The sequence below is a fragment of the Teretinema zuelzerae genome, assembly GCF_021021555.1.
Taxonomy (GTDB): domain Bacteria; phylum Spirochaetota; class Spirochaetia; order Treponematales; family Treponemataceae; genus Teretinema; species Teretinema zuelzerae.
Genome location: NZ_JAINWA010000001.1, coordinates 1,394,448 through 1,407,584 on the forward strand (window position 1 = coordinate 1,394,448; position 13,137 = coordinate 1,407,584).

Genomic DNA, 13,137 nt, shown 5'->3' on the forward strand with positions numbered 1-13,137 from the left:
CTAATTCTTTACAAGACAATGACTTGGCAAGTCGCTGCACGCACGACAAACAGTTGGCACGGCAATTGCCATAACTAAGCAGAGAGCACGTTCAATTTCAACGTCTTATACTAAAGGAGAATACGGAAGTCTCAGGCCGGATTCACCGTATTTTCCGTGAAAATTCATTACTAAGGAGTTTATTATGGAAGAAACAGTACAGCACAGCATACCGAGAATCGGAGAAAAGGCCCCCTCGTTCAAAGCGGTAACCACCCAGGGCGAGATAGATTTCCCTAAGCAATACGAAGGTTCATGGGTAATCCTGTTCAGCCATCCGGCCGACTTTACGCCCGTATGCACCTCCGAGTTCATGACCTTCGCGTCGATGGAAAACCAATTCGCCGAGCTCAACTGCAAGCTCGTCGGACTTTCTGTCGACGGCCTCTACAGCCATATCGCGTGGCTGAGAACCATCAAGGAGAAGATTTCCTACAAGGGAATGAAAGACGTCGAGGTGAAGTTCCCCCTCATCGAGGACATCACCATGGAAGTGGCGAAGAAGTACGGCATGATCCAGCCGGGTGAAAGCAACACCAAGGCCGTGCGCGCGGTGTTCATCATCGATCCCAAGGGCGTCATCCGGGCGATGATTTACTACCCGCTGAGCATGGGACGCAACTTCGACGAGCTCTACCGCGCCGTCCAGGCGTTGAAGGCAGCCGACGAGTTCTCCATCGCCACCCCGGCCGACTGGCGCCCCGGCGACGACGTTATCGTTCCGACCGCCGGTTCCTGCGGAGTCGCGAAGGATCGCATGGAAGGCAAGGTGGAAGGCGTTACCTGCCACGACTGGTTCTTCTGCACCAAGAAACTGGACAAGGACACGGTGCTCAAGGCGATTTTCAAGAAATAGCGCCGTCCGATCGGCGAGCGACGCGATCGCTCGCATCGGCTGTACACAACAGAAGAGAAAATAGGGCTGAACCGGGATTATGATCCGGTTCAGCCCTCGCACTTTTTAAACCCCTTGCGAAGCAGGCGAAAACAGGCGAGAATACTCGGTACATATCCGATGCGCAAGCGTCAACTTAGAGGTACATACATGAGTAGTGAACTGTCTTACGTCCTGTTCACCCCCTACACAATCGCCCGGTCCCGAACCGGAGGCGTCCTTTCCCGGCTGCTGGTGCGCCTGGATCTAGAACTGGTGGGAGCCCAGATGATTGCGCCCACCGAAGAACTCGCCGCCGGTTTCGCGAAAAGCGAATTCGAACATTCGCCTTCCGGCGGCTTGATCGGCCAATTGAAAAAGGACTACATCCTTAAAACATTCACCCCGAGCAACGGGCGCCGCCACCGCGTGCTCCTCCTCCTGTTCAGGGGCAAGGACGCCGTGGAAAAACTGAAAACGGTGGCAGGACCGATCTTCCCTGAAAGAAGAAGCCTCGAGTCCGCCAAGGGAGAAACCATCCGCGACACCTACGGCGACGTCGTCTACGACGAAAAAACGCCGGACCGGATCGAATACTTCGAGCCGGTCGTATTCACCGCGGAAACAGAGGACCACTGCAAGACTACGCTGAAGCTCTTCCAGTCCTTCCTCGCGCGCGAACAGAATCTGGTGGAAAACGTTTCCTACGACCACCCCGAGCGGATCGAACGGACGCTGGTCATCATCAAGCCGGACAACTGGGTTGTTCCCAGCTCCCGCCCGGGAACCATCATCGACATGTTCAGCCGAACGGGATTGCGCATTATCGGAACGAAGATTCTTCAGATGTCCGTCGCGGAAGCGCTCGAATTCTACGGACCGGTGGAAGAAGCCCTGCGGGAAAAACTGGGCCCCCGCATGGGACAAAGCGCGGTCGAGCAGCTTGAAAGCAAGTTCTCTCTCAAGCTGAAAGAAGAAGAAAGCAAGCGCATCGCGGAAACATTCGGAACGGCCTTCGCGCGCGAACAGTTCTATCAGATTGTCGGCTTCATGACCGGCGTTCGCCCGGACCTTTGCCCGGAAGGCGATACGGACTGCCCCGGAAAAAGCATGTGCATGGTTCTTGTCTATGAAGGAGAGAACGCAGTCGCCCGAATCCGCGAAGTCCTGGGCCCGACCGATCCGCTTAAAGCGCCTGCGGGCACCGTCCGCAGGGAGTTCGGCTCGAACGTCATGGTGAACACCGCGCACGCCTCGGATTCTCCGGAGAACGCCCTGCGCGAAATGGGAATCGTCAAGATTTCGAAAAACAACTGCGCGGAGATTATCGAGCGCTCATTGTAACAAGACGACTCGGGAGCGCACCGGGAGCGGTTTTGTCCGCGAGAGCTGCCGGCCAACCGGTTTCGTCCGCAAGAGCGCCCGGGCCGCTGCAGTATAGCGCCTGAAAACAGAAAAGGGCCGGGGTTAATGCCCCGGCCCTTTATTTTTGCCCGCAAGAGCTTTCTTCAGTCGCGATCCGGACGGCCGCAGCTCGTATTCGAACAAGCAGCCGATCCGGAAACCGTCAGATTATTACTTGGAAGCTTTCCATTCTTCGAACGCTTTCTGCACAGCGGCCGCAACCTGTTCGGGAGTCTTGGTTCCCAAACCGATTTCCTGCAGGCCGGAGTTAAGAGGATCGTAGACCGGTCCTTCGAACACGCCGTCGATAACAACGGTGGAAGAGGAGTACTGCTTTCCGAAGTTGCCCATCATCTGCTGCATCGGCTCGAGCTTGAGAGCGCTGATGTCGATGTCGGAGCGGCTGGGAGTAGCGGCGGCGCCGGTTTCTACGCGCCAGGTCTGGATTTCCTTTCCTTCAAGCCACTTGATAAGGCGCCATGCGGCCTGTTCCTTGGCGGAACCCGCGGGAATCGCGGCGCTCATGCCCCAACCGGTTCCAACGATGACGGAGGTCGAGTTGTTGACCTTGGCTCCCGGAATCTCGGGGAATACGGTGAGCATGACTTCCGCTTTCTGGACGGCGGGAGCGATCAGAGCTTCGCCGGTGGACTTGTCGGTGATGAACGCTCCGACGCGCCAGTCGCCGTCGATATAGTAGGCGCCCTTCTTGGTAGCGAACTGTCCGATTACGTCGCCGTAGGTCGTGGAAAGAGTGTTCTGAGAAAGAACGCCGTCGTCGTAGAGAGTCTTCACGAACTTAAGCGCGTTGACGAACGCGGGATCGGTGAACTTGGCCTTTCCGTCGAGGATGGCTTTGTTCCAGCCTTCTCCGCCGAAACGTCCGGCGATGTCGGAGAAGAGGCAGGACTGCATAACCCACTGCTCGGCGTTCGCCATGAGGATGGTTTCATATCCCTTGGCTTTCAGCACGGGAACCTGGGCCTTGAGTTCGGCATAGGTTTTCGCGGGCTTGAGGCCGCAAGCGGCGAGCACGGCGGTGTTTACATACAGAACGTGGGTCTGGGTAAGTCCGTTGGGGAGCTCTCCGAGGTATCCGCCGCCCTGGGGAACCAGCGAAAGGGGATTATACTTGGCGACGAGGCCGTCCTTCTCGAGGAGAGGGCGGAGATCTTTCAAAAGCTTCTTTGTGTGAAGTGTGGTCGAGCGTCCGGACGGCCATGCGTAGATGACGTCGGGAAGCTGTCCGGCAGCCGCGTAGGCTTCCACTTTTTGGTGGAACGGCTCGTTGAAGAGGTCTTCGCGCTCGAGAACGATGTCCGGGTTGGCCTTTTCGAACCCTTCCCACAGAACAGTGATTTCATCTGCGCTGTTGGCCGAGGTCATGTCCAGGTAGTTCAGGACCTTGAGGGTCACCTTACCGTCTTTAGAGGCGGCCGCTTCCGAGCTGCCTCCGGCGAATACCATCGCCGCCGAGAGAGCTACGCACACGCCTGCGGCGAGCGCTTTTTTAGAAAATTTCATACATTCTCCTCCTTCCAGAGACTTGCATTATATAGCTGCGTTCCCGGACGAGCCGGAAACAAACAGTTTCACGCATCAGGCCGGGCTTGAGTCAGCCCCGGCGCTTGTTTGTTGGTTTCTTACTTCAACCAACATTATTATACCCTTGATTGCGATTAACGCAAGAAAAATCGGTTTCTTTTTTCTTCATTTCCAGCCTCGCAGATCTGTCTGCCTCATCTGCAAGATACCGAAATCAGAGGAACCCAAATAAATCGTTAAAAAATTATGCTCAATGTTTGTAACACCATTGTACAAACATAGTTTTGCACTGTATTCTTCAGTTGTCAAGGTTATTTCATTGCATTCGCAGGATTGATGCATAGACTGTACACACAAGGAGATCGAAATATGCAAGATATGTGTATTATCCCCCGCCCGTCGGAAACGACGCTCAAAGAAGGCTTTTTCCAGGGAAGGTCGCTACCGCCGGTGACCGGCGACGTGCGATTTTCCAACGAGACGGCGATTTTCCGCGCGCAAATGAATGATGCGTTTGAACGGGCGGACAACATGCGCATGCGCAGCGAATCCGCGGCGCAATCCATCGTTTGCGCGCACGGGACCGGCTTTGCCGATGAAGGATACGGCCTCATAATTACCGAGCGAGAGGCTCGAATCGAAGCGTCAGGCCCGAAAGGCTGCTACCGCGGACTGCAGACTCTGCGCCAGCTCCTCGCCGCGAGCCTCGCCGATTCGGAAGGCCGCGAGTTCCGCATCCCCTGCGCCGAAATTCGGGACGAGCCCCGGTTTCCCTGGCGCGGCTTCATGCTGGACTGTTCGCGCACTTTTTTTTCCGCCGCCTTCGTCAAAAAGCAGATAGACCTCATTTCGATGTACGGCATGAATACCTTCCACTGGCACTTGACCGACGACCAGGGCTGGAGGCTGCCCGTGAAGGGATGGCCGAAGCTCACAGAAATCGGCGCATGGCGGACTGATTATCACGTGTCAGCCGAACCCGACCACATTGTCGGAGGCTTCTATACAGAAGAAGAAATCCGCGAGGTGGTCGCGTACGCGGCGGCGCGACACATAGAAGTAATACCCGAAATCGACCTGCCGGGCCACGCCAGCGCAATACTGGCGGCTCACCCCGAACTCGGCTGCACCGGCGGCCCCTATGCGGTGGAAGACCGGTATGGAATTTTCCCGGATGTATTATGCGCCGGGACAGATAAAATTTTCGATTTCGCTGCGGCCGTATTCGACGCGTTGGGCGATCTGTTTCCCTCCCGCTTCGTCCACATCGGCGGAGACGAGGTCCGCTTCGAGCGGTGGAAAGAATGCCCCAGGTGCTCTCTGCGGATGAAGGAATTCGGACTGGGCAAGCCGGAAGAACTCCAGGCCTGGATCACGATGAGGCTGGCGAACATGCTCCATGAGCGGGGAAAAACGGCGATCGGATGGGACGAGGTGCTCCATGAAACGGAGAAGCTCGGCTTGCCCGAAAATCTGATCGTTATGTCGTGGACCGGCACCGAAGGCGGTTTCGAAGCGGCCCGCAGAGGACACAGAGTCGTGATGACTCCGATGACTGACGGCTGCTATCTCAACTTCAAGCCGCTGGATTCGCAGGAAGAACCAGGAAGGCTCGATATTACGACGGTGAAGCAATCCTACGCCTTCGACCCTGCTCCGCCGGTGATGACAGCGGAGCAGGCGGCCCTTGTAGAGGGAGGCCAATGCAATTTCTGGTCAGAGGGCATCGATTCGGGAAGAATCGCGGAATATCTCGTATATCCCAGGCTGTGCGCCGTCGCCGAATCGCTGTGGACGCGGCCTGAACGCAAAAACTTCGAATCGTTCAAGGGCCGACTGCGCGCCCACCGTAAAATGCTGGACCTGCTGAACGTTTGCCACTACAGGGGACCGCTGGAGTAGCGCCGGCCCCTGCCCGGCCAAAGAATCAGCGGGAAGGGCGAACCCGGGAAATTTCCGAGAATATGGAGCCGCGGATGCGGCGCACCAGCAAGGCTTTTCCCAGGGAAACTTTTTCCTCGATTCCGTCGGGCTCGCGAATAAGCGTGAGAATGACGTCGCCGGTGCGCTTTTCCATGGACTCGGGGCGGCCGAGAATCGCCGAGCCCTCGGAACCGGAATCGGTTTCAATCTCCAGAAGGGAGCCGACGGCAAGCGCGTATTCCGCGATCTTTATCTTTCCGAGAAAATCCATTCCGCGGGCTTCCACTTTTTCCACGCGCACCGAATCCGGCACCAGCTGGGAAGGCGAGAGGATAATTCTCCGCTCTATGCGGGAGCGCAGAGCGTCCCGGCTGTCTTCGTCCATATCCATGTCTTCGAGCGCAAGCTTCAAATCTTCAGCATAGTCGGGCGGCAGCTCCGCCGCCTGTGCTGCCGGGGCCGAAGCTGAGCGAGAGAGGACCTGCTTCGACGCCGCGGAGGGGAACGGAAGGGAGTCGCGATGAGACTCCGGAGTCGAGAGTCCCGGGGCATCCAGGCCGGACGCCTCGAACGCCTCTGAAATTTCAGAGGCGTCGTTCACATCCAGAAGATACACTCCGGGCGCGAGAGTTTTCCTGATAAGGGCGGACAGGGCGGGCGTGTTCTCGAATAACGCGCGGCGGCTCTCGTCGACGCGGAGCACGTAGCCGTGATAGAGAGACACCGACGCATAGGCGCGAAACCAGTCCGCAATGCTGAAGGCGATGTTCTGGGGAAGGGGCTGCAGAGACTTCGCGGAAAAAAGGGCGGCGAGGCTCTCCGCGTTCTGCCCCTGCTCGAAGGCGGCCGCGCAAGAGCGCCGGGTAAGCTCGAAGTGGGCAAGCGTCTGTACGTCGCGCACCTCCAGAGCGGCGGCAGCGGGAAGCAGATCCCGCAGATGGATGCCGGGCATCACGGTTACTTCGAAGGTCGGAGAAATCAATATGCCGGACGAAGCGGGCTCGGCATCAGCGAGCGTCGCGAATGCGGGATTCACGCAATAGAGGCCGTCGTTTTCTGCGAGCAAACCCAGATAGAGGGCGGATTGAACGAAATCCGAGCGGGAGGCTTCGTCGGCGGACAGGGATTCCTGCTCGCGGATCATCGAAGCGAAGCGGCCCTGGCGGTGCGCAACGGCGGAAGCCGAGGCGTTTTCGGAGAGAATAAAGGCAAGCCGCGCCAGGGACGACTTCCGGTAGCCGGCCCCGGGAGTCAACAGCTGAAGGAATTCGACAAAGAACGAAGCCCGCTCGTGCATCGCGGCGCGGGAGGCCTTCCCGGCTCCGGCCGAAGCGAGCCAGGCGAGGCGGTCAAGGGGCGAAAGCTCCGCGAACTGCTCCCAGCGGGAACGCGACGGAATCAGCATCCCTTCCGACCGAACGAGAAGCCCCAGATTCTGGAACGCGAATACGATCATGTCGACCGAGCCGCGAACGGCGGCGAGCCGCGGAAACGAGGCGTCGAGGGCTTCGCGAGCCCGTTTGCGGAAGGTGCCGTCCATGCGGACGGCTTCGCCCTGATGCAGGAAAAAACTGTAGAGAGCCGCGAATGTCAGGTCGTCGAGAGGGGGGTCGGCGGGCGCGGCGAAAGAAAGAGTTTCGGGCGAAAGCAGGCAGCCGAGGCCGAGCCGGGGGCGGAGCGCATCCTCGAGCAGCGGGTTTAGGGCGTACCGCCGCAAATCGGCGTCTGCGCGGCGATAAATCAGAAGCCGCTCCTCAAGGTTCAGAATGCGCTCGTATATTTCCGGAAAAGACCTGCCGCCGGCGAACAGGGACACCATCTTCTGCTGGCTCGGATTGGGAAGCAGCTCGACAGCCGAGAGAATCATCAGATCGAAATCGTCCAACAGGGACAGAATGCGGTCGCGGTTTTCCTTCCGCCTGAGGAAGGAAGAAAGTTCTTCTATCAAACGCTGTTTATTGAACGGCGTCTTGATGACGCCCAGATACATGCGCATCAGATCGAAAAAATGCTGATCCGTCAAACGGACCAGAGCCTCCCGCCACTCGACGACCGCTTCAGGATTCATTTACGCGCCTCCGCGGATGATCAGCCCGGAGTCTTCTTCCCAGCGGATGATCGAATATTCATAGCCCTGCTCGGCGAGGAATTTCTGGCGGTTCGCCGCAAATTCCTCTTCCACGGACTGGCCGGTAACGATGGTATAAAAATGCGAATCCTTTTCCTTGGGGCGCAGAATCCGGCCCAAGCGCTGCGCCTCTTCCTGACGGCTGCCGAAGGTTCCGGAAATCTGAATCGCGACCGAGGCGTCCGGCAGATCGATCGCGAAGTTTGCGACCTTCGATACTACCAGCGTTTTAATCTCGCCCTTTTTGAACCGCCCGTAAATTACGTCGCGCTCCGCATTCGGCGTCTTGCCGGTGATGATAGGCGCGCCCAGTTCGGCGGCGAGCTTTTCAAGCTGGTCGATGTACTGGCCGATGACCAGCTTCGAATCGTCGGCGTGATGGCCCAGCAAAGCCCTGATCACCGAGAGCTTGGCGGGGTTTTCGCTTGCGATGCGGTATTTCTGCCGCTGGTTCGCGACGGCGTATTCGATTTCCTTGGACGGATCGAGCTCAACCCGAATCTCGGTGCACAGCGCGGTCGCGATCCAGCCCTGCCCCTCCAGATCCTTCCAGGGCACGTCGTACCGCTTCGGCCCGACCAGGCTGAACACGTCTCCCTCGCAGCCGTCCTCGCGCACCAGGGTCGCGGTGAGTCCGACCCGCCGAACGGTCTGCAGCTCGGCGGTTACCCGGAACACGGGAGCGGGCAGCAGATGCACCTCGTCGTAGATGATGAGCCCCCAGGGCCGCTCGCGGAACAGGCTGAAGTGCGGAAAGGGCGCGTCTTTTTCGGGCCGCCAGGTGAGTATCTGATAGGTCGCGACCGTTACCGGACGCACGGTTTTCACGTCGCCGGTATATTCGCCGATGTCCGCCGGATCGAGATCCGTCTTGTCCAAGAGCTCGCCGATCCACTGGTGGACGGCGGCGACGTTGGTAGTGAGAATGAGGGTGTTGGTTTTAAGCATGGACATGACGGTCATGCCGACGACGGTTTTACCGGCTCCGCAGGGAAGCACTATGGTTCCGAAGCCGGTGCCCGGCCCGCGGTCGCCGACCAACGCCTCGGCCGCTTTTTTCTGATAATCGCGGATCGTCAGCGGCTTCCCCGATCGGCACGCGGGAGCAAGAGCGATGTCGAGCGGCTCTCCGTCCCTCAGCGGCGCCTCGTCCTTTACCGGCCAGCCCAGCCGGAGAAGCTCCTGCTTTACCGTTCCCCGGTGCAGCACTCCGAGACGGAAGCGGAACGCCCCGTCCGGGTCGGGCAACAGATATTTCGCCATGACGGCCGAGGCGGCGAGTTCGCGGAATATAAGGGGCGAATCGGTGACGAGCCAGAGAAACTCCGGGAGGGCGGCCTCGCCTTCCCCGGTCTCCGCAGGAGCGTCGGGTATCATGCGGATTTTGCCGAACCGGCTCATCGTCTCGATGATCCATTTGTTCACCGCCGTCGGAACCGGAAAGCGCGCAAGGCTTTCCAGAATTCCGGCGATCTGGTCCGGGGTGAAGCCGGCGCTCGCCGCGTTCCAGAGCGAAAGGGGCGTAATGCGGTAGGTGTGCAGATGTTCGGGGGATTTTTCCAGTTCGGCGAAGGGGATGAGCGCGGAACGCGCCTCTTCCGAACGCGGAGCGTGAACGTCCAGGAGTATGGAGCGGTCTCCCTGTATGATGAGCGGGTTCGTTGGGTCTATCGGCATAACAGGCTATTGTATCCGCCCCGAGCCCGCGAGGGCAAGGGGATTACAGAAGTTAGTATCTTTTCTATTGATACATGATGAGATAGGGCCGAGGATCGAGGCTGAGAACTTCCTGGGGCGTCATGAGCGGCTGGTCCCAGCCGGCGCCGGCTACGGTCGGCTTGAGAAAGAGCTTGAAAGATTTCAGCGGCATGTTCGCGGCAAGGGCGTTGAACGCGTACGTATTTTTTTTCAGGGAGGGAGAACCGAAACCGTCAGCGCAGTGGATGAGCTGAACCAGGTCGAAATCGCTTCTTACCGCGGGACGGTTCGATATCATCTTCGGCTTGAACTGATGAACGACCAGCATGCGCCGTCCCGGCAAGCCGTGTTCGATCATGTAGTCTTCCATCATTTTCTGCGCCCGGTTCAATTCTTCGGCGGTAACGTACCCTATTTCCTGCATCGGCTTTTCGGTGCGCCACTCAGGATCCAGGGCGAGATGCACGTTCGGATATTTCAGCCAGGGAAGGAGCTTTTTCATCGCGTCGTCGACCGAGTACCGTCCGATCTGATGATCGAGGTAGACGTACCAGCCGCGCGCCGCCGCGAATTCGATGTACGAGCGCGTTACCGCGTCCTGAAGAATTCCGATCTTGCCTTCCGGCCACACGGTTCCGTAGATAATGTAGAACGCGGGAATAATGCCCCGGATTCCGTTCGCCTCGTCGTAGGCCTGAACGAACTCCTTCATGATCGGCTCGATTCCCTCGAGCGAATGCTGGCCCAGAAGCCCCATGGAGCGGGCTCCCGGCTTCCCGTAAATCGCGAATATATCGTTGTTCAACAGAACCGATTGCAGACGCGGCGACTCGGCTCTCAGCGACTCCGCTTCCTCGCGGGTAAGAACGTAGTCTCCCGAAAGTCCCGCCGACGACGCGATTTCAACCGCGCCGGCCTGGGTCAGCGCATGAGGAAACAGAGGACTGAAGCGGGGCGCGTTCTGAGGCCGATTCATTCCGTCCAACAACACGACTCCGCTCTCAGCCGCCAAAGCGCCGGCAACGCACAATAAAAAAAGCACCGCGATCCTGAACCGGCGGGGCTGCGTACACATGTTCATATCCGCTCCTCCCTTATATATCGGAAGGGCGTTCAGGGAACTGTAGAAGAAGGGAGGCGGATCGCTATATCTATCGCCGGTTTTACGTCCGCCGCATCGGCCTTGGCGCGTCGAAACACGATCAGGTCCCCGTATTGAACTCCGTCCAGGGGAGACTCCTGAGCAAGGGTCCAAAATATCGACGGGGAATTCGAGTCAGCCTGCGCGACATCGACGAACAGCGACCATTTTTCATCTCCTGTTTCAGAACGGGAGGCATGTGGCTTGCACACGAAATACACGATTTCCATACTTCCTGCGCCCCCGGAGAGCCTGCGTTCCGCGCTCACCAGGAAGGAGCCGCTTTTCGCGGGCGCGGAGGATACGTGAGAACTTAACGCCTGCAGATAATCGCGCCCGCCGATCGAAAGCCGCTCAAGACAGGCCCGCTCCGGTCGTTGCGCCCCGGAACCTGCGGGCGTCGCGCCGGAATCAGCCTTCGCCGGGGCTTCTGATCTCCGGGCGTCCTCGAGCTCGGCCTGCTGCTTTTCCATCAGCTCGACCAGCCGGAGAAGGGCCGCGTCGTCCGATTGCTTCGGAAGGGCGCCCTCGATTCCAAGCAAGGACTCAAGGCCGCCGAAGAGCCCCGCTCCCGAAAGGAGTCCCTCAGCGCTTGAGGGAAGACTGCTCGCCTTGGGCGAAGCTTTTTTCGGGGCGGCCTCAGCCTCGGCGCTGGTATTCCCGGAATAGCCGGCAGCAGGTGGCGAGGGAGGCGCAGGAGGAGAGGGAACGGCCGGCAGCGTAATCGGAGGAATCGCGGGCACCGAAACAGAAGGGATCGTTTGAGCCGCCGCGAAGGCCGCGAACGCGCAATAGAACGCAGCGGAGAAGAAAACGCACAGCGCTTTGTTGGTGCCCATTCGATGTCCTCCTTTCCGGCTTACATGTTCGAAAGGCTCTGTTCGACCTGGTCAAGGCGGGCCGTCAACATGGCGATCGTCTTTTCAAGCCGTTTCTTTTCTTTTTCCAGACGGTCCTTCGGGTCCTCGTCCTCGATCTTTTTCGCGAGGTTGACCTTCACCGCGTCGGGGCTTCTGCGCGCCATGAACTGCTCCTCGGCGGCCTGCCGCTTTTCCGGAGTGCTCTGGGCGGCGACGATCTTCATCGTCTCGTAGCCGAGCGCAGGGTTCACGTTGAGAGAACTCACCCGGACGGCCGTCTTCGCGGCGGCGCGGGGAAGGCACAACACCCGGTCGATATAATCCTCGTAGCGGACCCCGGCGTCCCGGCACAGGGCATGCGCCTTCGCGAGCAGGCGCCCCAGCTCGCTCATCAGCCGTCCGTTTTCAGCCAGATACTTCGACTTGATCTCCTCGGTGAGCTTGTTGAGCTCGTCCGATTTTTCAAGCCCGATCTGATAGAGCCCGTCCCGCTCGGCCTTTTCCAGAAGGCCGTGGAAGCGCGCCCAGAAGGATGCGGTATGGCTCCTGCCGGAGCGCAGGGGGCCGTCGGCCTCGCACTGCAAATGGTGGGCGTATTCGTGGATCGCCGTATAAATGAGCTGGTTTTCGTCGTCGAAGTTCTTGTTGTGCAGGAGGATTTCCCGCGTGTCGGGCTTATAGAGGCCGTTCACCTTTTTGCTTGTTTTACCGGTCATGGTGACGGTAAAATCAAGCTCGGTATTCTGAATTTTCAGCAAGAGTTCTTTTATCTGATCCTGATTCATCGATTTTCCTCCCAAAAGCCCGCTCCGGCAAGGGCGAGCGCGATAGCCGCCGTCGCGGCCGTTTCAGTCCGCAAGATTCGCGGACCGAGCGAGTACGTACGGTAACCGGACTCGGCGAAAAAGGCCCGTTCACCTGCCGTCCATCCGCGTTCGCTTCCGATGGCCATGACCAGCGGATTTTCCGCCGTTATCCCGGCAAGCGGCGCCTTCAAAAGGCTTCCCGCGGAGCCTGCCGTATCGAGGAGAATCCCCGCGGAGGGAAAGGCCGAATACAAGGCGACAGCCTCTTTCAGCGTATCGGTCATCTCCAGCCGTGGAATCGCCGTCCCGCCGGCCTGCACGCAGCCTTCCTCCAGGGCGGCCGCCGCGGCTCCCCTGTCGACCAGGGTGGAGTCGCGGTAGGATTTCTCGCCCAGCTCCGTCCCCGTCAGCGTAACGGACGAAACGCCGAGACTGGCGACGTCGCGGAGAAGCCGCTTGAGCTGGATCGGACGGGGAAAGCCGATGATCAGATGCGCCGGAAACAGCGGCCGCATCGGACGCTCAGGGGTAAAATCGAAGCAGAGGCCCTGCTCGTCCAGAGACCTGATGAAGGCGGTTCCTTCCGGGCCGTTTCTCATGCCGCACCGGAACGAGTCGCCTGCGTTCTTGCGGAGAATTTTCTTGATATGCAGATAGCGGGGATCGCGGGGAGGGAAGAACCCGTCGCCGTCGAAAAGAATGATATTCATGACAGGCGG

The 13,137-nt window shown here is 58.9% G+C and carries 10 protein-coding genes; 3 read left to right on the forward strand and 7 right to left on the reverse strand.

Going from position 1 to position 13,137, the window contains the following annotated elements:
- Positions 1-184 precede the first annotated feature (184 nt).
- Together K7J14_RS06220 and K7J14_RS06225 are read left to right on the forward strand one after the other, a co-directional pair.
- Positions 185-895: a peroxiredoxin gene (locus K7J14_RS06220; protein WP_230754412.1), complete on the forward strand. Its 711-nt coding sequence runs from the start codon at positions 185-187 to the stop codon at positions 893-895.
- Positions 896-1,084: 189 nt separating this feature from the next.
- Positions 1,085-2,257, forward strand: a complete 1,173-nt coding sequence (locus K7J14_RS06225; protein ID WP_230754414.1) for a nucleoside-diphosphate kinase — start codon at positions 1,085-1,087, stop codon at positions 2,255-2,257.
- A 231-nt stretch (positions 2,258-2,488) separates the two neighbouring features.
- Here the strand turns inward: K7J14_RS06225 and K7J14_RS06230 are convergent, their stop codons facing one another.
- The gene (locus tag K7J14_RS06230) at positions 2,489-3,841 is read right to left on the reverse strand and encodes an ABC transporter substrate-binding protein (protein WP_230754416.1); all 1,353 of its coding nucleotides are present in this window, start codon (positions 3,839-3,841) and stop codon (positions 2,489-2,491) included.
- A 390-nt stretch (positions 3,842-4,231) separates the two neighbouring features.
- Between K7J14_RS06230 and K7J14_RS06235 the strand changes: the two genes are divergently transcribed.
- Positions 4,232-5,764: a beta-N-acetylhexosaminidase gene (locus K7J14_RS06235; protein WP_230754418.1), complete on the forward strand. Its 1,533-nt coding sequence runs from the start codon at positions 4,232-4,234 to the stop codon at positions 5,762-5,764.
- 25 nt (positions 5,765-5,789) lie between these two features.
- On the opposite strand, the gene K7J14_RS06240 is transcribed toward K7J14_RS06235, so the two are convergent.
- The 6 genes from K7J14_RS06240 to K7J14_RS06265 form a co-directional block, all read right to left on the reverse strand.
- Positions 5,790-7,853, reverse strand: coding sequence for a helicase-associated domain-containing protein (locus K7J14_RS06240; protein WP_230754427.1), 2,064 nt, complete (start codon positions 7,851-7,853; stop codon positions 5,790-5,792).
- Positions 7,854-9,590 (reverse strand): DNA repair helicase XPB, encoded by a 1,737-nt coding sequence (locus K7J14_RS06245; RefSeq protein ID WP_230754430.1) that lies wholly within the window; start codon positions 9,588-9,590, stop codon positions 7,854-7,856. It lies immediately after the preceding gene.
- 64 nt (positions 9,591-9,654) lie between these two features.
- Positions 9,655-10,686 carry a hypothetical protein gene (locus K7J14_RS06250; RefSeq protein ID WP_408033975.1) on the reverse strand — a complete coding sequence of 344 codons (1,032 nt, stop codon included), beginning with the start codon at positions 10,684-10,686 and terminating at the stop codon, positions 9,655-9,657.
- Between the two features lie 38 nt (positions 10,687-10,724).
- Positions 10,725-11,591 carry a hypothetical protein gene (locus tag K7J14_RS06255; RefSeq protein ID WP_230754434.1) on the reverse strand — a complete coding sequence of 289 codons (867 nt, stop codon included), beginning with the start codon at positions 11,589-11,591 and terminating at the stop codon, positions 10,725-10,727.
- 20 nt (positions 11,592-11,611) lie between these two features.
- On the reverse strand, positions 11,612-12,397 hold the full coding sequence (locus K7J14_RS06260) for a hypothetical protein (protein WP_230754437.1): 786 nt from the start codon (positions 12,395-12,397) through the stop codon (positions 11,612-11,614).
- A complete protein-coding gene (locus tag K7J14_RS06265; protein ID WP_230754439.1) occupies positions 12,394-13,128 on the reverse strand; it encodes an RsmE family RNA methyltransferase in 735 nt (244 codons plus the stop codon). The genes K7J14_RS06260 and K7J14_RS06265 overlap by 4 nt, the downstream gene beginning before the upstream one ends.
- Between the last annotated feature and the right edge of the window lie 9 nt (positions 13,129-13,137).

Excerpts from the sequence above, each read along its gene's own strand:
- K7J14_RS06220 (WP_230754412.1), top strand. The coding sequence starts at position 185 with ATGGAAGAAACAGTACAGCACAGCATACCGAGAATCGGAGAAAAGGCC.
- K7J14_RS06240 (WP_230754427.1), bottom strand. The coding sequence starts at position 7,853 with ATGAATCCTGAAGCGGTCGTCGAGTGGCGGGAGGCTCTGGTCCGTTTG.
- K7J14_RS06260 (WP_230754437.1), bottom strand. The coding sequence starts at position 12,397 with ATGAATCAGGATCAGATAAAAGAACTCTTGCTGAAAATTCAGAATACC.
- K7J14_RS06225 (WP_230754414.1), top strand. The coding sequence starts at position 1,085 with ATGAGTAGTGAACTGTCTTACGTCCTGTTCACCCCCTACACAATCGCC.
- K7J14_RS06255 (WP_230754434.1), bottom strand. The coding sequence starts at position 11,591 with ATGGGCACCAACAAAGCGCTGTGCGTTTTCTTCTCCGCTGCGTTCTAT.
- K7J14_RS06245 (WP_230754430.1), bottom strand. The coding sequence starts at position 9,590 with ATGCCGATAGACCCAACGAACCCGCTCATCATACAGGGAGACCGCTCC.
- K7J14_RS06230 (WP_230754416.1), bottom strand. The coding sequence starts at position 3,841 with ATGAAATTTTCTAAAAAAGCGCTCGCCGCAGGCGTGTGCGTAGCTCTC.
- K7J14_RS06265 (WP_230754439.1), bottom strand. The coding sequence starts at position 13,128 with ATGAATATCATTCTTTTCGACGGCGACGGGTTCTTCCCTCCCCGCGAT.
- K7J14_RS06250 (WP_408033975.1), bottom strand. The coding sequence starts at position 10,686 with ATGTGTACGCAGCCCCGCCGGTTCAGGATCGCGGTGCTTTTTTTATTG.
- K7J14_RS06235 (WP_230754418.1), top strand. The coding sequence starts at position 4,232 with ATGCAAGATATGTGTATTATCCCCCGCCCGTCGGAAACGACGCTCAAA.